This is a genomic window from Pseudomonas sp. RGM 3321 (genome assembly GCF_022836805.1).
Taxonomy (GTDB): domain Bacteria; phylum Pseudomonadota; class Gammaproteobacteria; order Pseudomonadales; family Pseudomonadaceae; genus Aquipseudomonas.
Window position 1 is genome coordinate 1 of sequence record NZ_JALHBH010000101.1, and the last position, 24993, is coordinate 24993.

Annotated in this window: 30 protein-coding genes; 10 read left to right on the plus strand and 20 right to left on the minus strand. The window is 56.6% G+C overall.

The window, feature by feature from the left end; all coding sequences use genetic code 11:
• Positions 1-930: 930 nt before the first annotated feature.
• Entirely contained in the window at positions 931-1188 is a 258-nt protein-coding gene (locus tag RGM3321_RS08445; RefSeq protein ID WP_244392571.1) for a DUF1652 domain-containing protein, read from the minus strand.
• Between the two features lie 214 nt (positions 1189-1402).
• Between RGM3321_RS08445 and RGM3321_RS08450 the strand changes: the two genes are divergently transcribed.
• The 3 genes from RGM3321_RS08450 (at position 1403) to RGM3321_RS08460 (ending at position 3133) form a co-directional block, all read left to right on the plus strand.
• Entirely contained in the window at positions 1403-1906 is a 504-nt protein-coding gene (locus RGM3321_RS08450) for a cupin domain-containing protein (RefSeq protein WP_244392573.1), read from the plus strand.
• Between the two features lie 261 nt (positions 1907-2167).
• The gene (locus tag RGM3321_RS08455; protein ID WP_244392575.1) at positions 2168-2698 is read left to right on the plus strand and encodes a hypothetical protein; all 531 of its coding nucleotides are present in this window, start codon (positions 2168-2170) and stop codon (positions 2696-2698) included.
• 66 nt (positions 2699-2764) lie between these two features.
• Positions 2765-3133 carry a c-type cytochrome gene (locus RGM3321_RS08460; protein ID WP_244392577.1) on the plus strand — a complete coding sequence of 123 codons (369 nt, stop codon included), beginning with the start codon at positions 2765-2767 and terminating at the stop codon, positions 3131-3133.
• A gap of 52 nt (positions 3134-3185) precedes the next feature.
• Here RGM3321_RS08460 and RGM3321_RS08465 read toward each other — a convergent pair whose 3' ends face one another.
• Positions 3186-3356, minus strand: a complete 171-nt coding sequence (locus tag RGM3321_RS08465; RefSeq protein WP_244392579.1) for a DUF6021 family protein — start codon at positions 3354-3356, stop codon at positions 3186-3188.
• Positions 3357-3507: 151 nt separating this feature from the next.
• On the opposite strand from RGM3321_RS08465, the gene RGM3321_RS08470 reads away from it, so the two are divergent.
• A complete protein-coding gene (locus tag RGM3321_RS08470; protein WP_244392581.1) occupies positions 3508-3927 on the plus strand; it encodes a DUF4124 domain-containing protein in 420 nt (139 codons plus the stop codon).
• A 1-nt stretch (position 3928) separates the two neighbouring features.
• On the opposite strand, the gene RGM3321_RS08475 is transcribed toward RGM3321_RS08470, so the two are convergent.
• Positions 3929-4258, minus strand: coding sequence for an EthD family reductase (locus RGM3321_RS08475; RefSeq protein WP_244392583.1), 330 nt, complete (start codon positions 4256-4258; stop codon positions 3929-3931).
• A 162-nt stretch (positions 4259-4420) separates the two neighbouring features.
• On the opposite strand from RGM3321_RS08475, the gene RGM3321_RS08480 reads away from it, so the two are divergent.
• The 3 genes from RGM3321_RS08480 (at position 4421) to RGM3321_RS08490 (ending at position 6625) form a co-directional block, all read left to right on the plus strand.
• The gene (locus RGM3321_RS08480; RefSeq protein ID WP_004664517.1) at positions 4421-4714 is read left to right on the plus strand and encodes a DUF6388 family protein; all 294 of its coding nucleotides are present in this window, start codon (positions 4421-4423) and stop codon (positions 4712-4714) included.
• Positions 4715-4839: 125 nt separating this feature from the next.
• Complete coding sequence (locus tag RGM3321_RS08485) at positions 4840-5529, plus strand: crotonase/enoyl-CoA hydratase family protein (RefSeq protein ID WP_244392585.1); 690 nt, start codon at positions 4840-4842, stop codon at positions 5527-5529.
• 124 nt (positions 5530-5653) lie between these two features.
• Positions 5654-6625 (plus strand): magnesium and cobalt transport protein CorA, encoded by a 972-nt coding sequence (locus tag RGM3321_RS08490; RefSeq protein WP_244392588.1) that lies wholly within the window; start codon positions 5654-5656, stop codon positions 6623-6625.
• A gap of 40 nt (positions 6626-6665) precedes the next feature.
• Here RGM3321_RS08490 and RGM3321_RS08495 read toward each other — a convergent pair whose 3' ends face one another.
• Positions 6666-7394, minus strand: coding sequence for an amidotransferase (locus RGM3321_RS08495; RefSeq protein WP_244392590.1), 729 nt, complete (start codon positions 7392-7394; stop codon positions 6666-6668).
• Between the two features lie 608 nt (positions 7395-8002).
• On the opposite strand from RGM3321_RS08495, the gene RGM3321_RS08500 reads away from it, so the two are divergent.
• A complete protein-coding gene (locus RGM3321_RS08500) occupies positions 8003-8374 on the plus strand; it encodes a rhodanese-like domain-containing protein (RefSeq protein WP_244392592.1) in 372 nt (123 codons plus the stop codon).
• Between the two features lie 59 nt (positions 8375-8433).
• Here the strand turns inward: RGM3321_RS08500 and RGM3321_RS08505 are convergent, their stop codons facing one another.
• The 8 genes from RGM3321_RS08505 to RGM3321_RS08540 form a co-directional block, all read right to left on the minus strand.
• The gene (locus tag RGM3321_RS08505; protein ID WP_002552860.1) at positions 8434-9264 is read right to left on the minus strand and encodes a transglutaminase family protein; all 831 of its coding nucleotides are present in this window, start codon (positions 9262-9264) and stop codon (positions 8434-8436) included.
• Positions 9261-10220 carry an alpha-E domain-containing protein gene (locus tag RGM3321_RS08510; protein ID WP_244392594.1) on the minus strand — a complete coding sequence of 320 codons (960 nt, stop codon included), beginning with the start codon at positions 10218-10220 and terminating at the stop codon, positions 9261-9263. Before RGM3321_RS08510 ends, RGM3321_RS08505 begins: the two co-directional genes overlap by 4 nt.
• Before the next feature lie 12 nt (positions 10221-10232).
• Positions 10233-11642 carry a circularly permuted type 2 ATP-grasp protein gene (locus RGM3321_RS08515; protein WP_002552858.1) on the minus strand — a complete coding sequence of 470 codons (1410 nt, stop codon included), beginning with the start codon at positions 11640-11642 and terminating at the stop codon, positions 10233-10235.
• Positions 11643-12102: 460 nt separating this feature from the next.
• Complete coding sequence (locus RGM3321_RS08520; RefSeq protein WP_002552857.1) at positions 12103-12444, minus strand: ribonuclease E inhibitor RraB; 342 nt, start codon at positions 12442-12444, stop codon at positions 12103-12105.
• A 247-nt stretch (positions 12445-12691) separates the two neighbouring features.
• Entirely contained in the window at positions 12692-12928 is a 237-nt protein-coding gene (locus RGM3321_RS08525; RefSeq protein ID WP_002552856.1) for a hypothetical protein, read from the minus strand.
• 192 nt (positions 12929-13120) lie between these two features.
• Positions 13121-15208, minus strand: coding sequence for an LTA synthase family protein (locus RGM3321_RS08530; RefSeq protein ID WP_244392597.1), 2088 nt, complete (start codon positions 15206-15208; stop codon positions 13121-13123).
• Between the two features lie 261 nt (positions 15209-15469).
• Positions 15470-16330, minus strand: coding sequence for a polyamine aminopropyltransferase (gene speE / locus RGM3321_RS08535; protein ID WP_244392599.1), 861 nt, complete (start codon positions 16328-16330; stop codon positions 15470-15472).
• Positions 16331-16519: 189 nt separating this feature from the next.
• Positions 16520-16711 carry a PLDc N-terminal domain-containing protein gene (locus RGM3321_RS08540; protein WP_002552853.1) on the minus strand — a complete coding sequence of 64 codons (192 nt, stop codon included), beginning with the start codon at positions 16709-16711 and terminating at the stop codon, positions 16520-16522.
• Positions 16712-16864: 153 nt separating this feature from the next.
• On the opposite strand from RGM3321_RS08540, the gene RGM3321_RS08545 reads away from it, so the two are divergent.
• Entirely contained in the window at positions 16865-17791 is a 927-nt protein-coding gene (locus tag RGM3321_RS08545; protein ID WP_244392601.1) for a ZIP family metal transporter, read from the plus strand.
• Here RGM3321_RS08545 and RGM3321_RS08550 read toward each other — a convergent pair.
• The 3 genes from RGM3321_RS08550 to RGM3321_RS08560 form a co-directional block, all read right to left on the minus strand.
• A complete protein-coding gene (locus RGM3321_RS08550) occupies positions 17788-18306 on the minus strand; it encodes a hypothetical protein (protein WP_244392603.1) in 519 nt (172 codons plus the stop codon). The two genes, RGM3321_RS08545 and RGM3321_RS08550, sit on opposite strands and share 4 nt — an antisense overlap.
• A gap of 473 nt (positions 18307-18779) precedes the next feature.
• Complete coding sequence (locus RGM3321_RS08555) at positions 18780-19415, minus strand: type III effector (protein WP_244392605.1); 636 nt, start codon at positions 19413-19415, stop codon at positions 18780-18782.
• Between the two features lie 175 nt (positions 19416-19590).
• Positions 19591-20136 carry an ankyrin repeat domain-containing protein gene (locus RGM3321_RS08560; protein ID WP_244392608.1) on the minus strand — a complete coding sequence of 182 codons (546 nt, stop codon included), beginning with the start codon at positions 20134-20136 and terminating at the stop codon, positions 19591-19593.
• 347 nt (positions 20137-20483) lie between these two features.
• Here RGM3321_RS08560 and RGM3321_RS08565 point away from each other — a divergent pair, with 347 nt between their 5' ends.
• Complete coding sequence (locus RGM3321_RS08565) at positions 20484-20762, plus strand: DUF3509 domain-containing protein (protein WP_002552849.1); 279 nt, start codon at positions 20484-20486, stop codon at positions 20760-20762.
• 123 nt (positions 20763-20885) lie between these two features.
• On the opposite strand, the gene RGM3321_RS08570 is transcribed toward RGM3321_RS08565, so the two are convergent.
• The 5 genes from RGM3321_RS08570 to RGM3321_RS08590 form a co-directional block, all read right to left on the minus strand.
• A complete protein-coding gene (locus RGM3321_RS08570; RefSeq protein WP_244392610.1) occupies positions 20886-21608 on the minus strand; it encodes a helix-turn-helix transcriptional regulator in 723 nt (240 codons plus the stop codon).
• A 257-nt stretch (positions 21609-21865) separates the two neighbouring features.
• Complete coding sequence (mtnC, locus tag RGM3321_RS08575) at positions 21866-22549, minus strand: acireductone synthase (protein ID WP_244392611.1); 684 nt, start codon at positions 22547-22549, stop codon at positions 21866-21868.
• Positions 22550-22565: 16 nt separating this feature from the next.
• A complete protein-coding gene (locus RGM3321_RS08580; RefSeq protein ID WP_054076416.1) occupies positions 22566-23111 on the minus strand; it encodes an acireductone dioxygenase in 546 nt (181 codons plus the stop codon).
• 82 nt (positions 23112-23193) lie between these two features.
• Positions 23194-23808 carry a methylthioribulose 1-phosphate dehydratase gene (locus RGM3321_RS08585; protein WP_244392612.1) on the minus strand — a complete coding sequence of 205 codons (615 nt, stop codon included), beginning with the start codon at positions 23806-23808 and terminating at the stop codon, positions 23194-23196.
• Entirely contained in the window at positions 23805-24968 is a 1164-nt protein-coding gene (locus RGM3321_RS08590) for an MFS transporter (protein ID WP_244392613.1), read from the minus strand. Before RGM3321_RS08590 ends, RGM3321_RS08585 begins: the two co-directional genes overlap by 4 nt.
• Positions 24969-24993: the final 25 nt, after the last annotated feature.

Consider the following 24993-nt stretch of genomic DNA (forward strand, 5'->3'; position numbering starts at 1 on the left):
TGGACGGGAGAAACACGCAACTGGAACCCGATAGGGACGGTGTATCTGAATCCTGAAAGGGAGCTGACTGTGGTGGTAAAGGTCGCGTAGCACGCGGTGGACGCGACAACTACCTTGAGAAACGCCGTAGCCTGTCACCGGCTAGCTGTCGCGCTACCTTCTGAGTTTTACGACGGTCTTTGTTCACGAGGCAAGGAGTGAAACGGACGAATTCGAACGACTACTTCTGGCCGATAGCGGTCGGGCGCCACCGGCAGATTCAAGCCCAAGCGGAGACGCCTGCGACTCGACGCAATCCAGCCGACATTGCAAAGGCGATTTAGAACATATCAATCCTCGCCCACCAGCCTCCGGCGAGGAACGCCGTACAGGCCTTTTCTAAATCCATGCTGGTGAGCTTTTCGAACCTCTTCCAGCATAGTTCACTAAACGGCAACGCCTCTGCGGCTGTATGAACTGAGGTAAAGACGGGCATTACTGCTGGTGCCGTGATTGCAGTTTCCATCATTTTTGAGGACCCATTCGCACATGCGACTCCTGTCATCGGGCGCCGATGGTTATGCATCATGTTGTTTATTCAAACCGCGAGCACCGCGGCTTTCGTTATGTGAGGGAATCCAACCTCAAGCCCGTCTCATGGTTCGTTTCTCAGGAAAGCATTGAGTCGTTGTCTTGGTGATGGACCACCTAGGATAGACACTTTGGGATCGCACCACGCCATTTACGGCTACTTGAACCCCCTCCTTCACCGCCATCTCGATAAAACGCAAAGCCCCCGAACTCTGAACAGAATTCAGGGGCTTTGCGTTTTCTGACGTTTAAAAAAGCAGCTATCAGACGCCACATGGCCGGATGCCCACGATAAGCCTGGAAACGATACGACTATCTGAATGCAATCAAACAATCGCAATCAAAATCCGCCCCCACCCCCTACGCCATCCGCCTCATGGACAAATCCATCAGCCCCATCAGATCTCTCTGTTCCCTCAGCGAAAGCACCAGACGCGCGATGGATCGGCTGCTCTCTACCTCGGACAAGGACAGCCCCTTTACATACAGCTGGATATCACCTGACTCGGGGTGGAGGAGCTTCACGGAAAAGGTTTCGTCCGACGCGACGACGCACTCGCACTTTGACGGTAGAAAGGCCGTTTCAAGAACGCGTTGAATATCGGGTTTTGAAAACATGGTGCGTCCTCTGCAAAGGGCCAAATCGTGATGTGAAGTGTAGACGAGTTTCAGGCGAATAGGTTTCCGAGCTGCGCAACGGATGCACGCGGCGCGGGGGGCTTTTTGTAGCTAATGTCTGGGACTGTTTTTACTGATCAAGGCAACTGCCTGCAACGCATCACGCCGTCTGGTCTAAAGTACCCTCTCCTGAACTCCCCGAGCCTCAACCGACATGAATGAACGCGCACGTGAGCTGGCGTCTCGTCTGATTCGCAATTTCAATGAGGCTCCACTCGAACATGAAGTTCGTGAACCTCTCTATGAAAGCTCGGCAGCCCGCCTGGGCACAGGCACGGCAGCGCAAAAGCTGGGGGCGTCGATTGACGTGGTGGCGCCGGGCAAGCGCTCCTGCCCTTATCACTTTCATCATGTGCAGGAAGAGATGTTCGTGATCATCGAGGGCGAAGGCAGTTTGCGTGTTGCGGGCGAGATGCTGTTGATCAGGACGGGTGACATCGTGTTTATCCCGGCTGGCTCCGAATACCCTCATCAGATAATCAACACCTCGCAGGCGCCGCTGAAGTACCTGTCGATCAGCACCCGGGAAACGCCGGAGGTCTGTGAATACCCGGACTCGGGGAAGTATCAGGCGATGGTTTCAGTGCAGGGAACCCGAGTGTTCACTGCCAACCAGCGGACCACGGAAAACCTCGATTACTGGGACGGCGAGCCCTGATTTGAATTGTTTGTAAATTGTATCCGGCAGTTCACGCTTTTTTCACGTTCGCGGGTTTATTGTTAACTCAATTCCCAGCAAGACCTTAAGCCCGCTACCCCCCATCGCGGGCTTTTCTTTGTCTGCGATTTGAGCATGCAGCGTCTGGCATGGGTCAAGAGACATCAGGGACACGACTGCTCAAGCAAGCGTCGGGCAGACAGGGAACATCATACAGAAAACGATTTCCAAGCCCTACCTCCCGGATGAAACCCTGCAATCATGAAAAATACCCTGAAAAAACTGCTCATCGCCGTTGCGTGTCTGGCGGCTGCTCCCGCGTTCGCTGCGTGTCAGATGACGCCAGTGGCGTATGACATGCCTTCACAACGCCTGGATGAGGCGCTGCAACAACTGGCGCATAGATCCGGCTGCCCGGTTACCGTCGACCTGGGCGCTGACAGCAGCAGAAAGGTCAAGAAATTCAAGGGTACGTTCACGCCGGATCAGGCACTTTGGCTGGTGTTGAAGAAAACCGGGCTGGAGGGCTATGTCGAAAACGACGGGCTCACCGTTGATCGTCGAGGCCAGGATTTCGTAAACCAGCGAGCAACTGAGCTACGCACGGCTATCGATGAGGCTGGCGCACGGATGGAGGCGAGAAAGAAGAAGCGCTTCCTTCACCAGTTGGACACCATCGAAACAGGAGCGAGGAAACTGGTTCTTGAACAGAGCTTCGTCAGTGCCGCAGAGATGGCGAGTTACAAGCGTGACTTCGACGAACTGTCGAGCCAGATCCCGGCCAGCAAGTGAACCTCCGATAATTGCGCTAACATTCGTCGCTTTTGACCAGGCGGCCGCACGCGCTGTGGGATATCGATGATAAAAACTGCCTTATTCATAGTGGCGCTGGCACTGCAACCGCTGGCTTACGGCGCAGGTGATGCAGAGGCCGGAAAAGCAGTCTTTACCCGCCTCTGCTCCGGCTGTCACAAGATCGGCCCTTCTGCACGCAGCGCGTTTGGCCCACCCCTTAACGGCATCATTGGCCGTCAGGCAGGGCAACAGGAAGGCTACGTTTATACCGACGCAATGAAAAACTCGGGACTGGTCTGGACGCGTGAAGAGTTGCGCACGTATATCAAGGACCCAGGCGAAGTGGTGCCTGGCACGCGGATGAAACTGTGGTGGATGGGTAACGATGAGCGAATGGAAGACCTGCTCGAATACCTGGACGCAAACAAATAATACAGACAGGTAGATAAACCGCCCTCGGTGTTTACCGAGGGCAGTCGCTCAGTTACTTGTCTGGGGTGTACGGCGGGTAATCATCCTTGCTGCCCTTGTCACTGGCTGGAGTCTTGGCGGGCTCGGTCGGATCGATTTGCGGGTCCTGGGTTTTCGGTGACTCTTCGTCAAAACCCGGATCATTCTTGTCGTCGTTGCTGCTGCCTGGCTTGATGCCGGTCATATGAGCCTCCACTGGTTAAATTCAGAACCTGATAGTCAGAAAGCGGATCAACATAGCCGTGCGATATGTCTGACGAACGGGGCCTTGCAGCAAGAGGATATGGCGGCGTTCAGAGGCAAATGGTAGCCTTGCGCCATGCAAGGAGAGAACCATGAAAAGGCTTTCAATCACGCTGGCAGTGGCAGCGCTACTGGGTGCAGGCACGGCGTACGGCGAGATCTTCAAATGCACATCACCGCAGGGACAGGTGAGCTATGCGTCGATCCCCTGTGACAACGCTGCACAGAGCGCGCTGCAGCGCCAGGGCCCGCCAAACATGCGGCGCGAGGATGAGCCTCTCGATTATGTTCACCAGACCAATCTCAAGGCCACTGAATACCTGAAGATCAGCGGCCGCACCCATGTGACTGTATACGAGACGGAACGCTACAAGGCGTATCAACGAAACCGCCCGCCACCGCCGAACATCCCTTCGCAGTGCCAGAGCCCACGTTACGACAGCCAGTGCTTTGATCCGTCGGGTGGCATGTCTTCAAAAAAACAAGCGGCTCGCCAGGACGCCGCTCGATAACCTATGGCGCGGTTTTCACATCGGCGCGCACTTCGCTGATCTGTATCTCCGGGATCAGGTCGGTGTAGTTGATGATGTCGGCATTGATCTGCTTTGAATGCGGCCCCATGCCGGCTTCAAAGTCTTCAATGGAATCGCAATAGATGTGGCACATGCCGATGTACCGAGGCGCCGAGCCCGGCGTTGCTCCGCCAATACCTCTGTCAACGCTGTAGCCTTTGCAGTAACTGCCCATCAGCTCTTGCACCAGCGGCAAGTGTTTGTCGCGATAGTAATCGTGGTCGAAACGGGCACCCTCTTCATACGCATACAGCACACTGACTTTAATCATCTCGATAGGCTCCTGAGTGAAGGATCAATACATTCGTCTGAGCACTCTAGCGATTATTGCGGCCGGGTGCTGACATCAATGACGTGCTCCCTCACAATCACGCCGTCTTGCCCCCTGCCCTGAAAAGCGGCCGGGCTATCGAACCGTTTTGAGGAACCCCGCATGAATACACTTGAGTGGAACGAGGCCGCGCTGGCGAAATACCTCGCGACCCATCCGACCCTGAAGGACGAAATCAGCGCGTTGAGCCCGAAAGAGCAAAAGCAGCAATTACAGTGGGCTTTTGAAGACGAAGCCGAGAGCCAGGGCATCGAGACCTGGGAACTGGCGCTGGAACTGATTGCCGAGTCGCCCGAGCAGTTGCAAAGCATGCGCCTTGAAGCACACCGCCAGGTCGCCGAGGCGCTGGGCATGGACTGGGAAGAATATTGCGGCTTCAATGATATCCAGCCGTGACCCGAGCCGCCTTTGAGGGTAAATCGGCCATTGATTGGCGATCTACCGACTGACTCAGCAGTCAGCGCTTTACCTGTTCCTTATGGGTGAGTAACGTCTGCTCACTTCAATAAAGGAATCACGTCATGAGTGATCTGGTCTCGTACCATCTGGACGACGGTGTCGCCACGCTGACCCTGAACAACGGCAAGGTCAATGCCATTTCCCCGGACGTGATCGTTGCGTTCAATGCTGCGCTGAATCAGGCCGAACAGGACCGGGCAATCGTGATCGTCACAGGGCAGCCCGGAATTCTCTCGGGCGGCTACGATCTCAAGGTGATGACCTCGAGCGCCGAAGCGGCGATCAATCTGGTTGCTCAGGGCTCTACCCTGGCGCGCAGAATGCTGTCGCACCCCTACCCGATCATTGTCGCCTGCCCCGGCCACGCCGTTGCCAAGGGTGCCTTTTTGCTGCTGTCCGCCGATTATCGAATCGGTGTCGCAGGGCCATTCAGTATCGGATTGAACGAAGTACAGATCGGCATGACCATGCACCACGCGGGCATCGAACTGGCGCGTGACCGGTTACGTAAATCAGCCTTTAATCGCTCGGTGATCAACGCCGAAATGTTCGACCCTGAAGGAGCGATGGCCGCTGGTTTTCTGGACAAGGTGGTCAGCGTCGAAGAACTGCAAGGCACCGCACTTGCGGTCGCTGCACAGCTGAAGAAGATCAACATGAGCGCGCACAAGAAGACCAAACTCAAGGTCAGAAAAGCCTTGCTCGATACACTGGCTGCAGCTATCGAGCAGGATCGGCAACACATGCTGTGATACCCAACCGAAGCCCGCGCGTGCGGGCTTTTGTTTACCGGCGAACTCATACGCATTTGATCAATCTGATCAGCTACCGCGCATGTTTTTTGCGCCACTGACATATTGAAGAAGCGATAGCGCCATGGGTCGAGTTGTTGCAGCAGCGGTGTACAGCAAAGGCAAGAAAGTCCGCGATATTACCCTTGATGAGGGTGCCGCCTGGGCCGCCAAACCCGATCATTTCGTCTGGATCGGTCTGGAACAGCCCAGCAACGAGGAACTGACCAGCCTGAAAGAGCAGTTCAACCTGCATGAACTGGCCCTTGAAGATGCCATGGAGGTTCACAGCCGTCCGAAGCTGGAAACCTTTGGCGATGCGCTGTTCATCGTGACCTACGCGCCAGTACGCGACAATGGCAAGCTGCTGTTCATCGAAACCCATATCTTCGCCGGCAAAGGCTACGTCATCACCTCGCGCAACGGCCACTCCAAGTCCTACGGGCTGGTGCGTCAGCGCTGCGAAGCACGGCCACTGCTGCTGGAACACGGCGAAGACTTCGTGCTCTACGCGCTTCTGGACTTCGTGACCGAGAACTATCAGCCGGTGACCGAAGCCATCCACGCCGAGCTTGAGCAACTGGAGCAGAGCGTCATTGGTGGTTCGTTGCGCGAGTCCGACATCCAGCACATTCATGCCCTGCGCCGCGACCTGTTACGCATGCGCCGTTATGTAGCGCCGATGGTGGAAGTGGGTGAAGAACTACAGAGACTCAGTTTCCCGTTCATCGACAAGAACATGCGCCCCTACTTTCGCGACGTGGAAATCCACGTCAAGCGGCAGATGGAAGACCTGGGCAACCTGTGTGACATCGCCAGCCAGACAATCGAAATCGGCCTGTTGCTGGAGTCCTCGCGGCAAAGCATCGTGCAGCGCAAGTTTGCTGGCTGGGCAGCGATTCTGGCCTTTCCAACCGCAATTGCCGGCATCTATGGCATGAACTTCGAGAACATGCCGGAGCTCAAGTGGGAATACGGCTACTTCATCGTGCTGGGCGTCATTCTGGGCGGGTGTACGGCGCTGTTCGCCAGCTTCAAGCGCTCCGGCTGGCTATAGCACCGCCACTGCATTACCGTTCAAACAGCCATGCGCCGGGTCAGACAGACTGTTTTTCCGGCTTGTGCGCCACAAAGCGCATAATCCATTCTGCCACCGTCGCCCCATGATGCTCGTGATCCAGGCTGGCAACACCCTGCCGGTAAACCTGTTCGCCCAGCGCTTCCTGACGAAGATCAAGCAAGGTCCGGGAAAACTCGTGAATGAACTCGGGATGGCCCTGGAAACACAGTACCTGATCATTTATATGGTAGGCCGCAAATGGACAGAACTCGCTGGACGCAATCACTGTTGCGTTCTCGGGCAGCGAGGTCACCTGATCCTGATGGCTGATCAGCAACGTGAGCTTGTCCATTGCTGGCGTCATCCACGGTCTGGCGGGTGCCAATTGATAGTGATGAATACCGACACCCCAACCCTGTACGGCACGCTCGGTCCTGCCGCCCAGCAGCAAGGCCAGCAACTGGTGGCCGAAGCAGATACCGAGCAGTTTTTCGCCGCGCTGATACAGCCCCAGCAGATAGGCTTTCAAGGTCTGAATCCACGGGTCGGTGCCAAATGAGTCTGCCTTGCTGCCGGTCACCAGATAAGCATCGAACTGCTCGTCTGTAGGTGGATAGTCCCCTTGCACCACGTTGTAAACGGTCAATACTGCAGCAATCGGCTGGCGAGCGAAGAGCAATTCGAACATCCGCCCGTACCCCTGATATTGCCCGACCAGTTCCGGTCGCAGGTTGTCGGTTTCCAGAATACAGATGCGTAAAGACATAAAAGAGGCCCTGAAGCAATGATGAGGCAATAGCGCACGGGCAGAGCCTGCCTTGAAGGCTTCGGCAAATCAAGCAGCACCCCGCGCCCTGTCGGAGGTTTAATGCGCGTAGGAAAAGTCTGACCCAGACGAACGGTGCAAAGCTGACCGATGTGAATGAAGCGTCTAGCAAAGGCCTGTGCCTCTGGCGAGCGGTTGATTGATAACATTAAGTTGGATAAGTAGACGTTTAAATTCCCAACCGTTCTAAGGCGTGGGGCACCTCGGCTCTATTGTTAAATCTGTAACAGGAAGCGCGCAAAATCCTTTCAGCGCACGGGCCAGCGGTCAAATGACCGGGCCCACCTGTTCAACGCGCAACCTTGCCAGCAGTCGACTCTCTACGTTGCAGAATCGACCTGCTTCTGTCGCACAGGAATAACAACAAAAGGCGGTCAGCCATGTTCAAGTTCAAACACTCCAAAGTACGTCAGGCGGGATTAATCCTCTTTACCACTGCGCTGTTATTGATCGTGCCTAACCTGAACAGGTTGTTCGGCTGATCTGACACGCTTTCGGTCAGTGTGTAACTGTGCCACTCTTTCCACTCGACTGAAGGAGATGCGCCTATGCGCCAATGGATTGCTGTTTTTGCATTTGTCAGCAGCTTCGCAGCCCACGCGGGCATGGTAGATCAGGCTGCAGCGGTGGCTGCGCTCAAGGAAGGCAAACTGGCGATGGATGTACGCAGCCAGACCGACTATGACGCCGGCACAGTATTGAATGCAGTACGGGTCGATGACCGGCGGCTGGTTAATCAGATGAAGCAGGTGCTCAACGACCGCAATGCGGTATTCGTTATTTTCAGCAGCACCGACAGCAAAGCCGACAAGGCTCAGGAAAAGCTCAGGGCGGCGGGCTATTTCAGCGTCATCAATGGCGGTAATTACGAAGAGCTGCACAACGCGCTCTACAGCATCACCGACGACCCCGCTGAATAAGCAATGGCCGGAGATTCAATTCCGGCCATTTCAGTGACGCGCAGATCAGTGCTTACGCGCTACTGATGCTGCGCCTGGACCTGCACTCGGGTTTTCACTTTTGGCGTACCGGTCATGGGTGAAACCACGACCTTGGCGTGCATCTGTTCAGACCCGCCACCACGGCGCATGCCGCGCACCGGACAAGCATCCAGATAGTCCAGCCCTACCGCCAGCTTCAAATGACGTTCGGGAATGGCCAGCTGGTTAGTGACATCGAAGCTGTACCAGGCGTCGTCTATCCAGGCTTCGGCCCAGGCGTGACTGGACAAATGTTCGCTGTCTTCGCTGCACAGATAACCGGACACATAACGTGCCGGCACCCCAAGACTGCGGGCGCAGGCCAGGAAGGCGTGGGTGTGGTCCTGACAGACTCCCGAGCGTCCGGCGAAGGCTTGAGCGGCACTGGTGTCGACTTCGGTCGCCCCCTGCGTGTAGGTCATGTGCTGGTTGAGCGCCTGCATCAGGTCGATCAATGCGCTACGGTCAGCGCGCTTGCGACATTCCCTGGCCGCGAAACTGCGAATCGCTTCGTCAGGCTCGGTCAGCCGGGTAACGCGCAAAAACGGCAACGCCGACTGGCTTTCGTGCTCGGCTTCGCGGGTTTCGTCGATTTCCACCTGCCCGCGCGCGCCGATGATGATCGCCTCGTGCGGCTCTTCCAGGCTCAGGACATGCAGAATATTGCCGAAAGGATCGATCTGCGCGCGCACCGGGCGCGGCAACGTCAATTGCCAGCTGAGCACCTGCTGGCGCTCACTGTCGTGAGGCGTCAGGCGCAGATACTGGATACTTGAACGCACCTGATCATCGTAGTGATAGGTGGTCTCATGGCTTATGGAAAGTCTCATGCAGCCTCCAGGTACGAAGTGTGGATGGCATCACCCAGTTGGGCCAGCATTGGAATGAATTCGTTCAACCACTCATGCAGGCCCTCGTCCAGAATCTCGTCGATACTGGTGTAGCGCAATCTTGCGTCCATCTCGGCGGCCATGCGCTGCGCAGGTCGGCCATTGACGCCGGGCAGACTGGCCAGAATGACGTCCATCTCTTCCAGACAGGCGCGCAACGAGCGCGGAATGTCGGCACGCAGCAGCAACAATTCGGCAACCTGACGCGCACCTGGCGCATCCCGATAGACTTCAGTGTAAGCCTCGAACGAGGACAGTGCGCGCAACAAGGCGCTCCACTGGTAGTACCCGGCAGCCGAGTTGTCCGCTGCGGCATTGGCCTGTGGCCCACGCAGTTCAAGCATCTCGTAGCGGGCATCGAGCATGCGCATGGTGTTGTCAGCGCGCTCGATGAACGTTCCCAGACGAATGAACCGGAACGCATCGTTACGCATGATAGTGCCGTAGGTCGCACCACGAAACAGGTGCGAACGTTCCTTGACCCACTCGCAAAAGCGACTCATGCCGTAACGGGTCAGGCCCTGTTGAGCAATGCCGCGAATTTCCAGCCAGGTGGAGTTGGTGTTCTCCCACATGTCGGCAGTAATACGCCCGCGCACGGCATGCGCGCTGGACCTTGCGGCACCCAGGCAGCTATAGATGCTGGCCGGGTTGGTCGCGTCCAGGGCAAAGAAATGCAGCATGCGCTCGGCATGCAGTTCACCATGACGCTCGATGTAGGTTTCCAGCGTTCCGGTAATCAGCAACGGCATGGCTATTTCATCCAGCCCGTCGCCCCGCCCGTCCTGCGGCATCAACGACAGTGAATAGCTCACGTCCAGCATTCGGGCGAGGTTCTCCGCTCGCTCCAGGTAACGCGACATCCAGAAAAGATCAGAGGCAGTTCTACTTAACATTGGCAGGCATCCTTAATCCTCGACCACCCAGGTGTCTTTGGTTCCGCCACCCTGTGACGAATTGACCACCAGTGAGCCTTCACGCAAGGCCACTCGGGTAAGCCCGCCAGGTACGACGCGGGTTTCGCGACCGGACAGAACAAACGGGCGCAGATCGATATGTCGCGGGGCTATGCCATTTTCGACAAAGGTCGGACAGGTCGACAGGCACAAGGTGGGTTGGGCGATGTACGCGTGTGGCTTGGCCTTGAGACGCGCCCGGAAGGCTTCGATCTCGGCGGCGGTCGCTGCAGGGCCGACCAGCATGCCGTAGCCCCCGGAGCCCTGGGTTTCCTTGACGACCAGATCGCCCAGGTTGGCCAGCACATGTGACAGCTCTTCCGGCTTGCGGCACTGCCAGGTCGGTACGTTCTTGAGAATCGGCTCTTCGTCCAGATAGAAGCGAATCATGTCGGTGACATACGGATAAACCGACTTGTCATCGGCAACGCCGGTACCAATTGCATTGGCCAGAACCACATTGCCGGAGCGATACGCTGCCAGAAGTCCGGGAACGCCCAGCATGGAATCAGGGTTGAACGCCAGCGGATCAAGGAATGCATCGTCAAGCCGACGGTAGATCACGTCAACGGCTTTCGGGCCGTCGGTGGTACGCATGAACACACGGTCATCGCGGACAAACAGATCGGCACCTTCAACCAGCTCGACCCCCATCTCGCGAGCCAGAAACGCATGCTCGAAAAAGGCGCTATTGAAACGCCCAGGCGTCAGCACCACGACACTCGGGTTGTCCAGATGGCTGGAACTCTTGAGTGTGTCGAGCAACAGATTCGGATAGTGATCGATCGGTGCAATGCGCTGGGCCGAGAACAGCTCCGGGAACAAACGCATCATCATCTTGCGGTCTTCGAGCATGTAGCTCACGCCGCTCGGGGTTCGCAGGTTGTCCTCCAGCACGTAATACGTGCCATCACCGTCGCGGACCAGATCGACGCCGGAAATATGCGAATACAGATCGCGGTGCAGGTTCAGGCCTTGCATCGCCAACTGATATTGCTCATTGGCCAGCACCTGTTCGGCAGGAATAATCCCGGCCTTGATAATCCGCTGGTCGTGATAAAGATCCGCCAGAAACATGTTCAGCGCCTTGACGCGCTGAATACAGCCACGCTCGACAACGCGCCATTCGCTGGCGGGAATGCTGCGCGGGATGGTGTCGAAAGGAATAAGCCGCTCGGTGCCCTGCTCATCACCATAGAGCGTGAACGTGATACCGGCACGGTGAAACAGCAGATCGGCTTCGCGCCTGCGTTGAGCCAAAAGCTCGGGAGGCGTATCACCCAGCCAGCGGGCGAACTCCCGATAGTGCGGGCGGACTACACCGCCAGCATCGTACATCTCGTCATAAAAGGTGCGGATCATGCCGTACTCCTTGTCACCATGGACACCAAGACCATCGCAAAGCCCGTGCCACCGGCATAAACGCTTTGATTTCAAAAGGTTAGGTAAACACTCGACGTTCTACGCACCATTCCTGTGCACTAAACGCCCAAGCCGATTATTTCGCGCCTCATTCGGAAGCGTCATTCAACCGTGAAATCTATGATCAGCATAGTCAGAGTTGATTTCCGCCAACAACATTAGTTCGCCACACTCCACAGCAACCGAGCAAACAGGGCACCAAACGCCGTTTTTGCGCTAACCGTTATTTTGTCCAGCGGCGAAGAACGCGTGCGGATTTTAAACAGACTTCCCTTTGAGCCACTCGTTTGAGTGGCTTTTTTTTGACCACTGTTTATGAGCGTGAACCGAAAACAGAACCGGCCGATCCAGAACGTATCCCGAATCAGCCGGTAATGTGTTACCTGGCAATCAAAAGCCATCAAGCGTGCAGTCTTCTGATCTCCTGAGTGACACCCCAACCTTCGACCTCACCGTCCATGGGTGAAATCACCATCTGAAAGTCCTGCTCGAAATCACCGATACCGTCATAAGTGGCATACATCACTTTGCTCAATTGCAAGTGCCAGTTACCGTCATCACGTACGTTTACCTGAGTATTGAGGGATTCACCGCGAAATTGCTCTGCGGCCTGCCGTGCCCGCTCCTCGTCCGGGAAGATGGCGTAAAACTCGATGGGATAGATTCGTGCGAAATCAAAACCGCCTTCTTTCATGCGGCGCAGTACGTTACTGCTGATGTCCTCTTGATAGGCTGTGCTCATGAAACATCCTCCTATACAACGATAGATAGAGTTTCAACTCTTCCACAGCGACCGCCGAAACATCGGGGGCCGCCGCACGACAGATAATCCGGCGTGGGAAATCAAGCATGTAGCTGACCAGACCAGGCTTGGCACAGGTCGGTATCGAGATGTCAGAGGCCGTTTGAACAGCCTCGTCTGCAGAGTAGACCCATCGTGGGCCGAATGCCAAGTGGTTGCCACGAAAAGCTTTTTGAATCACCGCAGGTCAGGCAACTTCTGTAATGGAAATGATCCGCACACTGTTATGGTCTTTGAGCGTTTTCACCGTAGGCTCGTCGGTGCGCCCGTCAAGATCATTGAGATCCAGCTCATCGGTGACTGGATACAGGTCCTTGCGCAGGAAACGCGCGGCCTCCTCCTCACTGGGACGCTCGTCAAAACCAGCCTCACGGAGTTGCTGCACACCATCCTTGTCCAGATACGAAATGGCCCACTGTTTCATCAATGCCTCCAGAACGAAGCCAGGCACTCTGGCTTATGTGATCTGGACCTTTTGGCTCACGCATTCGTTCCAACGGATTACGCCGGAAAGCCCACGATGACGGGCAAAACAAAAGGCCCTCGCAATGGATGCCTAGGGCCTTTTGTGTGCTGCTGATCCGACTTGCCGGTTACCCGGACAAGTCAGTCATGGTCAGTTACGGTTCTTGCTGGCCTCGACACCGGCCGTGTTGTCCAGAAGGCTCTTGGTGGCGGTCTGCAGGAAGCTTTCCAGCTTGCGTTTGAGCTCCTGCGTGTCAGGTGCGTCAGGCACTTCTTCGGCAGACGGCTTGGCACCCAGCGTGTAGGTCAACAGCTTGGCCGGCATTTCTGTCGGCTCGATCAGAATGCGGTTGCCGCTGATGATCGCGACCACCTGCTCACTGCCCGACGGCTTGATCACGCCAAAACCCTTGTCGCCTTCCGGCAGGTTCAGCAGATCGCGGCCCCAGCACTGGTTGCGGTTCAGGCCACCCAGACGGCCCATGATGGTTGGCACCACGTCGACCTGTGTGCCGACAATGCTGCTGCGTTGGCCGAATTTCTCCTGTACACCAGGCCCGATGAGCAGCAATGGCACGTTGAAACGACCCAGGTCCATTTCAGTCAGTTGCTTGTCATTGCCGAAACCATGATCGCCCAGCACCACGAACAGGGTGTTCTTGTAGTAAGGCTCTTTTTTGGCCTTCTCGAAGAACTGACCCAGCGCCCAGTCGGCATAACGCATGGCGGTCAAATGCTCATCCAGCGAGCCGTGCCCGGTCACGCGCTCGACCGGCAGCGGGTCCGGCAACGCATACGGCGTGTGGTTGGACAGGGTCTGCAGCAGCGCATAGAACGGCTTGCCGTCCTGACGGGCTTTGAGCTCCTGGGCGCCACGGTCGAACATGTCCTGGTCGGAAACACCCCAGGTCGGATCGGAGAACACCGGATTGACGAAGTCCTCGCGACCGACGAAGTTGGTCATGCCCTGGTTGCTGAAGAAACCCGACTGGTTGTCCCAGGCGAAGTTGCCGTTATAGACATAGACGTCATCGTAGTTGCGACCCGCGCTCAGCAATTGCGGAAGGCCCGACAGCTTATGGCTGCCCTCTGGCGTCTGCATAAGGTACTCAAAGCCCGGCAGGTTCGGGAAGCACGCCATAGTGGCGAACATGCCCTGGTGGGTGTGGGTACCGTTGGAGAAGAAGTGATCGAACAACAGGCCTTCCTTGGACAGCTTGTCGAAGTACGGCGTGATGTTGGCATCGTTGCCCAGCGCGCCTACCGAGTGACCGGCGAAGCTTTCCATCAGGATCACGACCACGTTGCGGATCGGCAAGGTGTTCTCTGCCGGTGGCGTGAAGTCACGACGCACAGCCGCAATATCCGGTTCGACCAGTTTGTCATGCGGGGTCAGCAGCATGTCGCGCACAGTCTGTTGCGCCTCGGCCTGTGGCAGCGTGGCTTTCCAGATGTTGTCGCGATCTTCGGACATACGGCTCTTGGCCGCCGTAATCAGGGTCAGTGTGCCGTTCAGGCCCAGCTGATTGGCGAAGTTGGAATCGGTGGTGTAAGCGTCACCCCAACGCAGCGGCGGGCCCTGGCGCAGGGTGCCACGGATGCACACCACCATAACCAGCAATACCAGCACGAAAACGCCAACGCGCATGTACCACGGCGCAATTGTGCTGACCGTCTGGGTGCCCTTCGTCGTCACGAGGCGTGGCCGCGTCAGGCGGTCGATGCCCTTGAACACCAGGCTCAACAGCCAAGTCACGATTGCCCAGGCGAGCAGGTAGCGAACCACCGGAAAACCGTACCAGAGCATGCTCAGGACAGTCTTTGGGTCTTCCTTGACGTATTGAAACACCAGGCCGTTCAGGCGCTGGTGAAACTCGCGGTAGAAGTCCATTTCCATCAAGCCGAAGAACAGCGTGATGCTGCCGACCAGGGTCAGCCAGAACCGGAAGAACCCGCGTGCCGCCATGGCCCGGGCGCTGAACAGCGAAAGCACCAGCGGAATGAGCAGATACACGGTCAGGCGCAGGTCGAAACGCGTGCCGTTGAAGAGTGCTTCAAGGAATGTCGAGGCTGGCGTGTCGCCAATCATCTCGCGGTTGTAGACCAGCAGACCGATACGCAACAGCGTGTACATCACCATCAAAGCGAAACCGCTGAGCAGGATATAAGCCAGATGCGACTTGACAGTCGGGTTTAGCAGGCGGGCTTGCCGATGAATCTGGGCGTCCGTTTTAGCCATGGTTGTCAGGATCCGGTGGATTCAGGGGTAGGTTCAGGGTGCAGCACCGCCCTCCCCGAGGGCGGGCGGCGTACGACAGGGCGCAGATATTACTTGATTGCAGGTCGCCAGGGGCCGGGGCGGCCCATGAATACGCCTGCCTGTTCAGCTTCGCGCGCAATTCTGGGACAAAAAGTGTGAAATTTCTGTCGCCGGTTGCGCGCTTGAACGCCTCTCAGGCAGCGTTCAGGGCGACCCGGCCGGTGACGCCGGATCGATTGATCAGTCGTTGCTGGCCTTGCCCACGGCCTGCAGAACGTACTGCGGCAAGGCGAACGCACCGATGTGGACTTCCGGGTTGTAATAACGCGTAACAATACCGCTGCCCGAGAAACGCTGACGCAGGGTTTCCAGCGGCAGTTTGCGATAGCTCTTGTCGGTCGAGCCCCAGGCAAAGGTCATTGCACCGCCGATGTAGGTCGGGATGGCTGCGTGATAGAAATGCCAGTCGGCAAACAGACCGTTCATACGCCCGGCCGTGGTCTGTACACCGCTCAACTGCATGAAAGGCGTACCGTTCTGGGTAACCAGAATGCCGCCTTCTTTCAGGCAGCGATGGCAGGCCTGGTAGAAGTTCTCTGAAAACAGCACTTCACCCGGGCCGATCGGATCGGTGGAGTCAGAGATGATCACGTCGAATTTCTCTTCGGTGGTCGCGACAAAGCGCATGCCGTCGTCGATGACCAGGTTCAGACGTGAATCGTCAAAGGCACCGCTGGAATGATTGGGCAGATATTCCTTGCACATCTCGACCACGGTCGCATCGATCTCGACCATGGTGATGTGTTCGACGCTCATGTGCTTGGCGACTTCACGCAACATGCCGCCGTCGCCGCCGCCGATGATCAGCACACGCTTGGCTGCGCCGTGAGCCAGAATCGGCACATGGGTTAGCATTTCGTGGTAGATGAACTCGTCAGCTTCAGTGGTCTGGATGACGCCGTCCAGAGCCATGACGCGGCCCATGCGCGGATTCTGGAAGATCACCAGGTGCTGGTGTTCGGTACGCACTTCGTGAAGCATTTTTTCCATACGAAAGCGCTGGCCGTAGCCTTCGTATAACGTTTCCTGATAATCGCTCATGGGTAAGCTCCCGCTGGGTACTGATGACAGGACGGCCGACCGCCCACAACAAAGGCGCGCATTCTACGTCGAGGAACATGACAGGTCGAACCTCTGTGCAGCGTCTTGCTTGCAAATGCCTTGGCCCATGAACGAAAAACGCCTGATTACCCACGGTAATCAAGCGTTCGTTGACAACCTGGCGGCGTATCAGATTCGCACGTTGCCACGCGGTCCAAGGATTGCCCAGATGATCAGGCCCACAACAGGCAACAGTACGATCAACAATACCCAGAGAATTTTCTTGCCGGTCTCGGCACCGCTTTTCAAGACATTGATGATGGCCCAGATATCGAGCGCCAGAATGATCAAGCCGACCAGGCCGTTGAAGCTAGAACCCATGGTGTTGCCCCTAATTGAATGCTTACCTTCCTAGGATAGTTGCGCCGTTCGGGGGTTCCGTTGAACCAACCTTATATTCTCGGGCTCCCAACCGGGGTCGACTTTGCTTTTCATTCATTATCGCGTTCAACCCTCACACAGGTAGCCGTCTTCATGCCAACGCCCGCACAACCCCGAACGCCTTGGGTGACATGGTTCAACCATCTTCAGGGCAGCCCGCTGGTGAGCCTGGGTTTCGCCCTTGCTCTGCTGATCGTCGTCGGCCTCGGCGGCATCAGTCTTTACAATGCCTTTTATGGCACCAGCCAGGTCAACTTCAATCATGCATTGCTGGGCGGCACGGCCGGTTTCCTGGCAACGGCGCTGGGTGCAGTCATGGCGGTCGCCCTGCGCAACGTTTCGCAACGCGCTCAGGACATCATGCTCGGTTTTGCCGCTGGCATGATGCTGGCTGCCAGCTCGTTCTCGCTGATACTGCCAGGGCTGGAGGCCGCTAGGGGCATAACCGACAGCGGCCCCTGGGCAGCTGCGACGGTAGTGACCGGTCTAGGCCTGGGTGTGCTGTTAATGCTCGGGCTGGACAAGTTCACCCCGCACGAGCATGAAAGCGTGGGCCGTCAGGGCCCTCATTCAGAACGAATCAGTCGGGTCTGGCTGTTCGTGCTGGCGATCACCCTGCATAACCTGCCTGAGGGCATGGCGATTGGCGTCAGTTTCGCCAGCGGCGACATGAATGTCGGCCTGCCATTGACCACCGCCATCGCCATTCAGGACATTCCCGAAGGTCTGGCCATTGCGCTGGCCCTGCGCGCAACCGGCCTGTCAGCCTTCAAGGCGATGCTGGTGGCCATCGGTTCCGGACTCATGGAGCCGCTGGGCGCGCTGGTGGGCCTGGGTATTTCCAGCGGGTTTGCCATCGCCTACCCGCTGAGCATGGGGCTGGCGGCAGGTGCGATGATCTTCGTGGTGTCCCATGAGGTCATCCCGGAAACCCACCGCAACGGCCATCAGACCTCGGCGACGCTCGGCCTGATGGGCGGCTTCGCGGTAATGATGTTTCTCGACACGGCGCTGGGTTAACCGCGCAATGCCTGTAGCGCGGGTGCGGCATGGATGCCGGCCAACGCTGCCAGTTCAAGCACCCGCGCCTCGTCACGGCCATATACCAGCACCGCTTGCAGTTCGTCATCCAGCGGCTGGCTGAAGTTCATCAGCACATAGCCGCCCATATCCTTGTTCATGCTGCTCAATTGAATCTGAATCCGGTTGAGCGCTACCAGTGGTTCTACCTTGGCCAGTTGTTTCGACTTGATGTTGAACGTCACGTCCTTGCCAAATGACTGCACGATCTGCTCGAACAGGTCCATATAGCTGTCGGCCTGGAACAGCACGGTTTCCGGCAGACTGCCCACCACCACCCATTCGCCCAACGGAATCGGAAAGGTGTCGTCGTAGTTGATCTCAGGGTTGGCGGCCAGAAAAGCCTGCGGGTCGGCATACGCCTGCGCGGCTTCATCGGCAATACGCACGATTTCGTCATCGCCCATGCAGCCGGAGCTGACTTTGCTGATTAATTCGACCAGTGAGTCTTTCATGGGAGCGATCCTGATAACGGGCAAAAAAAGAGGCGCGAAGGATAACGGTAACGACCTGCAATCGAAATGGCCTCGACCTGCAATTATCGAGTTTTTCGACAGGCATTAATTGAGTCTATCCGGCCCCGCGAACCAGCATTGACTGTAAACTAACCCGAATCTATGCGCTTCGACCTGCAATCGAGCGCGACCGGCCAAGATTAAATTGGACTGAAAAACCGATGATTTTAGCGTCCATCAAACGGTGGTTTTGTCGAGCCGAGCAAGCAGCACAAAGGTTTACGGACAGGAACGGGGCTTAGGGCTTAAGTGCACTTTCTGCTTCACTGCTCCCCGAAGCCCGTATCTCACAGCACAAAGGCGGCTGGAGAACACCACCTTGGCCAGACGAGCGTTACATGCCTCACCCTTGTTCAGTTCAACGTGCACACGACTTCGCGGCATGAGTGCTCGGGATGTCGTGGATTCAGGATTTAGTCAATCACATGCGCTTGGCCGTATCTCTCTATCCACTCATGCATATTGGCATTTACTGAATAGTTCTCTTCCCGGTGCTTGAATTTCAACCGAGTCTTGAAGTCCAGCTCCACCACGCCCTGTCCCGTCCAAGAGTCTACAATCGCGCCTTTCGGAAATTCATTGCTCGGGTGAATCACCACATAATTGTGGCTTAACTTGCGGTTGCTGTAGATGGTGAAATCTGAGATCCCTAGCTTATGGCGAAGGTGCAAGCCGATTTCCAGCGCCTGTATGTCACAATTGGAGAACCCCTCTTCGCGACACTTCCGTACGCAATCGGTGAGTTGCGTAGGCGTCATCTCAATCGCGCCACGCAAGTTTCCACTGTTGGTGCGATAGATTTTCCCTTGCTGCAAATTTGCCAGATTCATCAGCGTTTCCGAAATATAAGTTCGCTTCGCGCTGTCCGTGTACTGTTGCGCCCTCCTCACAGTCATTAGCGCATCCGCATCCGATTTTTCAGGTTTGTTCAAGCGGCCCATTGCGGTCTGATAACCTGTCGTGGACAACGTGGTTCTCTCGCTCACTTGCTCCACAAGATTGTTGACTGCCTGCCAGGTCGCTGACGAGCTACCGGAAACTCTATTCATGCTGATTGCACTCCGACGGTATGTTTCTAGTACGGAGCTTGGGTGGACTCTGGGCCGGATTCGGTTCCATGCGAACGTGGAGGACGCCAGAGCTTTGTTTTGCGCAGATGAGCATTCCCGAACAGTTACAGATAACGGTAAATCCATCGCGCCTCTATGTGTTCATGCCTTGCTGTCAGGACCGGACTGGCTGCACGCCCATTTTGCTCAACTGCTCGATGGTGACGGTTGCGCCCATTGCCTGAGCGGCGCCCAGTGCAGTGATGCCCTTGGCATCAGTGGCATGCGGGTCCGCGCCCTGGCTGATCAGGTAATCGACTATTTCGTTGCGATTGAACATCGCCGCCATCATCAATGCGGTACGGCCATCGGCAGAAGCGCCGTCTATATCGGCACCCGCCTCGACCAGCAACCTGACCACCGCCAGATCCCCCTTGAACGCTGCGCCAGCGATGGGGCTCTGGCCGTTATCGTTACGAATTTCAGGGTCAGCCTTGTGGTTCAGCAGCACCCGGACCGCATCCGCATGACAGTGATAACTGGCCAGCATCAGCAGCGTGTCGCCCTTGTGGTTGCGCAAGTCTGCGGGCAGGCCCTTTTCAAGCAGACGCTCCAACATGACTGCATTTCCCTGGCGAGCCACATCGAATACCTGCTCGGCGAACTCGGCAGCTTCGTCTTCAGTCATGGTTTTCGAAGCGCTGATATCTGTATCGGTCATTAACTACTCCTTGGCGTACGGTACTCCGGGCATGCGTTGACCCGGCGTCGATACACACACTGACCTCAAGTCTCGCAAGCTGTTCGATCAGCATCGATGCGGATGCGCAATGCCTGCTCCTGATCACTGCAATCCATGCAATCCCTCTTCTGCCCGATACCCATCGTGCAGGAAACGGCAAAATGCAGGGTGCACGAGGGGTGTTCATGCAAAATGCACGAAGGCTTAAAATAGAGAATATTTCAAGCTATTGATTTTAAAGGATTTAATTCAAGTGCAAAGACTGGCACAGACACTGCAATAGTACTTCCAAGCTTATTATCCCATGAGCAATGGAGCCGCCTGACATGACTTTTATTCAAGAAAAATTTGCTTCTGTATTCTCCGACTACACCGTTACCACTCAGCCACGTCCTGATGGTGGTGTTCTGTTGTCACTGCGTACTCACGATGGCAAGCAGATCCGTCGCTCCGTGTCTTATGCTCAGTTGCACACTCCGGTCCAACTGGAATGGGTAATCAGCGCTATCCGCCGCGACCTGGCTGCACAAGCCAGCGAATTGCCGGCTATTTCGATGCTGCAAAGTCAGCATCGTTTTGACCTGCCGACTTACCACACTCGTTGATTTTCCCGCCACCTTGACAGGTGGCACCCGCTGTACGCTCTCTCATCCCTTGTTTGCCGCGATTACACTTTGTTCTCGCGGCTTTTTTTGCTCGCATTTTTTGAGCGCATTTTCAGGTGTTGACTACCTGATCAGCCCCCGGCAAAGCGCTTCGCCTACCGCCTGCGCCCTATTGGCAACACCCAGCTTGGAATAGATGGTCTTGAGGTGATACTTCACCGTTGACTCCGACACGTCGCGGATCATTGAGATCTCCCAGGCAGTTTTTCCATCCCTGGCCCACTGCAGTACCTCCAGCTCCCGATGGGTCAAACCACGAGAACAGAACTTCAAACCTCGCGCAACGCTGTGCAGCACTGGCATGAGACTGCTCATGAGGTATTTTTGTTCAGCGGAGATCGCTCGCCCCACTTCACCCAGCGTACAAACCGAAGTGACACTGTCGGCGCCACGGCAATGGTTCGTGTAGCCATAGGAAATGGCCGGAAGCAGTTCGCACGTATCAACGATTTCGTTGTAACACGCTGACACCGGATACTGTCTGAATGCATCCTGCCAGTTTACAAACCCCAACTGATTGCGATAACAGCGGATGACCGGGTCCTGGGTGATCAACTCGCGCTGGCGATAAGCCTGGCCCCAGGCATCATCGACATTGCATGTAATAAACGTCAGCAGCATCGGGCCCTTGAACTGATAGAACATCGCCCGCTCACTGCTGCATTCGCGTCTTAGCCATTCAAGGGCATTCTCGATGGCTGTCTGGCCGTCGAGTTCGCTGATCGTACTTACCATCTGCTGTATCAATAAGTCCCTGCTTGCGCTTTCTGTAATGGCACTGCACATCCGCTGCCGCTCCTTATGCGCCCGTGAATCGGTACAGGTGTTGTCCGTGACTCAGGGGGCGATGGGCGCAGAACTTACACGAATAATCGTGTTGAAGAATGACGAGCAGAACAAACAGATTCAACGCACTTTCAGGCAGGCAACGTCCCACTCAAAAGCGGGACGCTCCCTACAGAAAATAGCGTGCAAGCCTTGCGGCAGGCAGATTTGCATGCTGCGGCATCAGGACAATACCGCGCACGACAGGCTGACGTCGTTTAGAAAGAAGCAGGGTCGATGAGCGCGAAACTGCCTACGTATTTGTGGCCCGCAAGCACCCCGCCGTCACGCGCCAGACCGCAGGTGACCATGCCGGCCGCCTTCGCTGCATCGAGCTCTTCGACAATATCCGAGAGGAACAGAATGTCCTCGGCAGGACACTCGATTGCCTGCGCAATCGTCCGGTAGGACTGCTCTTCGCGTTTGGGGCCGGACGTCGTATCAAAGTAACCACTGAACAGACCGGACAGATCGCCCGCCTCGGAACAGCCGAAAATCAATTGCTGAGCCTGAATTGAGCCCGAGGAATAAACGTAAAGCCTGTAGCCCTGTTGATGCCAGTGTTTCAAGGCATCGACAGCATCCGGATAAACATGGCCCTTGAGCTGTCCGGCGCTATAGCCCTGCTCCCAGATCATGCCCTGCAACGCCTTGAGCGGCGTGGCCTTGCGGTCTTCGGCAATCCATTCCAGCAGTATTGCAATAACCCGCTCGACATCGGCATCAGGCTCGCCGGCCTCGGTGCGTACTGCTTGCAGCTGCGACGCCACTTCCGGTTGTACGGCGTTTTGTCGAACGAACCCGGGCAGGTGCTTTTTGGCAAACGGAAACAGCACGTCGAAAACGAAACTCACTGCACTGGTGGTGCCTTCAATATCCGTGAGGATAGCTTTGATGGGCATCAGAATCGGGCTCCTGTCAGTCTTCCAGCCGTGGAAAACGGCCAGCAATGTCTTCACCGGTAAAATTCGCCACCCAGCCTTCCGGATTATTGAACAGGCGGATGGCAACGAAATGCGGGTTCTCGCCCATATCGAACCAGTGCCGGGTGCCGGCCGGTACGGAAATCAGGTCGTTCTTTTCACACAGCACGGCGTACACATAGTCGTCGATGTGCAATGTGAACAAGCCCCGCCCGGCGACGAAAAAGCGTACTTCGTCCTCACCATGCCGATGCTCTTCAAGAAATTTGGCGCGCAATTCGGCTTTTTGCGGGTGGTCACTGTTAAGGCTGATGACGTCTACGGTGACATAACCATGCTCGGTCATCAGCTTGTCGATCTGGGTGCGATAGGCGCTGATCACTTCTTCCTGGCTGGCACCGGGAGTAATCGGCGCTGCCGCTTCCCAGCGGTCGAACGCCACGCCGTGCTCGGCCAGCGTCGAAGCAATATCTTCCAGATGGGTCAGCACCTTGTTGGGCGTGTCAGGGCTTGAAACGTGATAAACGGACAGGCTGCTCATGGCATGAATCCTCGGTTTGGGGCACCACCTTCCGGCTTTTACAGGCAGGTCAGGCTTACAGGCTGGTTTTAATACGACGTTTTCAACGGTTCAACACCGCGCGCATTTTAAGCTCGCATTCGAACAGAAACTCGAACGCTTCGATCTGGCGCAAGGCGTCGCTCATTTTTGCCCCCCAGGTGTAGAGACCGTGACCGCGGATCAGGTAGCCAGCGCACTCGGGATGGGCGTCCAGCCAAGGCTGCACTTTTGCGGCAAGACGGGCAATATCCTGATCGTTGTCGAAAATCGGCACCACGACCTGCGACTGATGAGTGACCACGCCATGAAGGGCTTTTTGCAGCTCGTAATCCTCGAACACCAACTGATCGGCGGCAGTCAGCCTGGACAGCACCGTCGCATTCACCGAGTGGGTGTGCAGCACGGCGCCAACCTGCGGCCTGCTGCTGTACAACTGGGTATGCAGCAAGGTTTCGGCAGACGGTTTTTTGCCGGGTTCCAGGCTGTTGCCTGCCATATCGGTAGCCAGCACATCGTCAGGACCCAACTGGCCCTTGTGCTTGCCGGATACGGTCAGCAGCGCTTCTGTGGCTGAAAGACGCGCGGAGTAATTGCTGCTGGTGGCAGGCGACCAGCCGCGGCCATACAGGAAGCGTCCGGCCTCGATTATTTCCACGCTAAGTTGTTCGCGGCTCATACACCTTCCTCTTTCTTGGGTGTGATAATCATGATGGCTGCGGCAAAGGCTGCAAGGCTGGCAATGGCAAACGTCCAGGCTGGCCCCAGCGCGTTCCAGCTGTAACCGGAATACAGAGCACCCAACGCGCCACCCACGCCTGACAGTGCGGCATACAGCGCCTGCCCCTGTCCTTGCTGACGCGGGCCAAAGCTACTTTGCACGAAATGAATGGCAGCGGCGTGAAAGCTGCCGAACGTGGCGGCGTGCATCACCTGGGCAATCAGCAGCGCGGTTAGGTAATCGGCAAACAGGCCCAGCAGCAGCCAGCGCAATGCAGCCAGGAGAAAGCTGACGAACAGCACCTGGCGCACGGAGAAACGCTGCAGAATCCGGCTCATGACCATGAACATCAGTACTTCAGCCACCACGCCGACCGCCCATAGCAGGCCGATCAGGCCACGGCTGTAACCGAGCGCTTCGAGGTGCAGGGTCAAAAAGGTGTAATACGGCCCATGGCTGAGCACCATCAGCGCGACACTGAGGTAGAACGCCAATACACCGGGACGCGCCAGTTGCCTGAGAAAGCCGCCCGACACGGTTTCACGGCTCGACGGTGAGGGATGCGCATTCGGCACCCACCAGCTGCTGACGACGATACCGGCCATGACCGCCAGCGCGATGTAAGGAAACAGATCCAGGCTGAACCATTCGAACACCCGTCCCAGCACCACGACCGCCAGAATGAAACCGATCGAGCCCCACAGCCGGATCTGGCTGTAGCGCGAGGTCTGGCCTTGCAGGTGCGCGAGGGTGATGACTTCGAACTGCGGAAGGACGGCGTGCCAGAAGAACGCATAGAGCGCCATGACCATCGCCAACCAGGTATAGCTTTTTTCGACCAGAATCAACGAAAACGCCAACAACGTGCAAATGGCGCCAGAACGCACAATGGTCAGACGCCAACCGGTGCGATCACCCAGCCACCCCCAGAGATTGGGCGCAACGCAGCGCATCAGCATGGGGATGGCGATCAGTTCGCCTATGCGTGAGCTGGAAAACCCCAGGTGATGAAGATAAAGGGCCATGAACGGCGCAGACAGGCCGAGCAAGGCGAAATAGCACACGTAAAAGCCGGACAACCGCCAGTAAGGAAGCTGTCCGCCGGATGTTTGCGTCACGCTAGCAGTCCGCGACCGTGACAGT

Coding starts and splice junctions, on each gene's coding strand:
- RGM3321_RS08470 (WP_244392581.1), top strand. CDS start 3,508: ATGAAAAGGCTTTCAATCACGCTGGCAGTGGCAGCGCTACTGGGTGCA.
- RGM3321_RS08445 (WP_244392571.1), bottom strand. CDS start 1,188: ATGTTTTCAAAACCCGATATTCAACGCGTTCTTGAAACGGCCTTTCTA.
- RGM3321_RS08475 (WP_244392583.1), bottom strand. CDS start 4,258: ATGATTAAAGTCAGTGTGCTGTATGCGTATGAAGAGGGTGCCCGTTTC.
- RGM3321_RS08455 (WP_244392575.1), top strand. CDS start 2,168: ATGAAAAATACCCTGAAAAAACTGCTCATCGCCGTTGCGTGTCTGGCG.
- RGM3321_RS08510 (WP_244392594.1), bottom strand. CDS start 10,220: ATGTTAAGTAGAACTGCCTCTGATCTTTTCTGGATGTCGCGTTACCTG.
- RGM3321_RS08500 (WP_244392592.1), top strand. CDS start 8,003: ATGCGCCAATGGATTGCTGTTTTTGCATTTGTCAGCAGCTTCGCAGCC.
- RGM3321_RS08485 (WP_244392585.1), top strand. CDS start 4,840: ATGAGTGATCTGGTCTCGTACCATCTGGACGACGGTGTCGCCACGCTG.
- RGM3321_RS08580 (WP_054076416.1), bottom strand. CDS start 23,111: ATGAGCAGCCTGTCCGTTTATCACGTTTCAAGCCCTGACACGCCCAAC.
- RGM3321_RS08570 (WP_244392610.1), bottom strand. CDS start 21,608: ATGTGCAGTGCCATTACAGAAAGCGCAAGCAGGGACTTATTGATACAG.
- mtnC (WP_244392611.1), bottom strand. CDS start 22,549: ATGCCCATCAAAGCTATCCTCACGGATATTGAAGGCACCACCAGTGCA.
- RGM3321_RS08460 (WP_244392577.1), top strand. CDS start 2,765: ATGATAAAAACTGCCTTATTCATAGTGGCGCTGGCACTGCAACCGCTG.
- RGM3321_RS08545 (WP_244392601.1), top strand. CDS start 16,865: ATGCCAACGCCCGCACAACCCCGAACGCCTTGGGTGACATGGTTCAAC.
- RGM3321_RS08480 (WP_004664517.1), top strand. CDS start 4,421: ATGAATACACTTGAGTGGAACGAGGCCGCGCTGGCGAAATACCTCGCG.
- RGM3321_RS08495 (WP_244392590.1), bottom strand. CDS start 7,394: ATGTCTTTACGCATCTGTATTCTGGAAACCGACAACCTGCGACCGGAA.
- RGM3321_RS08525 (WP_002552856.1), bottom strand. CDS start 12,928: ATGAAACAGTGGGCCATTTCGTATCTGGACAAGGATGGTGTGCAGCAA.
- RGM3321_RS08550 (WP_244392603.1), bottom strand. CDS start 18,306: ATGAAAGACTCACTGGTCGAATTAATCAGCAAAGTCAGCTCCGGCTGC.
- RGM3321_RS08515 (WP_002552858.1), bottom strand. CDS start 11,642: ATGATCCGCACCTTTTATGACGAGATGTACGATGCTGGCGGTGTAGTC.
- speE (WP_244392599.1), bottom strand. CDS start 16,330: ATGAGCGATTATCAGGAAACGTTATACGAAGGCTACGGCCAGCGCTTT.
- RGM3321_RS08530 (WP_244392597.1), bottom strand. CDS start 15,208: ATGGCTAAAACGGACGCCCAGATTCATCGGCAAGCCCGCCTGCTAAAC.
- RGM3321_RS08565 (WP_002552849.1), top strand. CDS start 20,484: ATGACTTTTATTCAAGAAAAATTTGCTTCTGTATTCTCCGACTACACC.
- RGM3321_RS08585 (WP_244392612.1), bottom strand. CDS start 23,808: ATGAGCCGCGAACAACTTAGCGTGGAAATAATCGAGGCCGGACGCTTC.
- RGM3321_RS08560 (WP_244392608.1), bottom strand. CDS start 20,136: ATGACCGATACAGATATCAGCGCTTCGAAAACCATGACTGAAGACGAA.
- RGM3321_RS08450 (WP_244392573.1), top strand. CDS start 1,403: ATGAATGAACGCGCACGTGAGCTGGCGTCTCGTCTGATTCGCAATTTC.
- RGM3321_RS08555 (WP_244392605.1), bottom strand. CDS start 19,415: ATGAATAGAGTTTCCGGTAGCTCGTCAGCGACCTGGCAGGCAGTCAAC.
- RGM3321_RS08540 (WP_002552853.1), bottom strand. CDS start 16,711: ATGGGTTCTAGCTTCAACGGCCTGGTCGGCTTGATCATTCTGGCGCTC.
- RGM3321_RS08505 (WP_002552860.1), bottom strand. CDS start 9,264: ATGAGACTTTCCATAAGCCATGAGACCACCTATCACTACGATGATCAG.
- RGM3321_RS08465 (WP_244392579.1), bottom strand. CDS start 3,356: ATGACCGGCATCAAGCCAGGCAGCAGCAACGACGACAAGAATGATCCG.
- RGM3321_RS08490 (WP_244392588.1), top strand. CDS start 5,654: ATGGGTCGAGTTGTTGCAGCAGCGGTGTACAGCAAAGGCAAGAAAGTC.
- RGM3321_RS08520 (WP_002552857.1), bottom strand. CDS start 12,444: ATGAGCACAGCCTATCAAGAGGACATCAGCAGTAACGTACTGCGCCGC.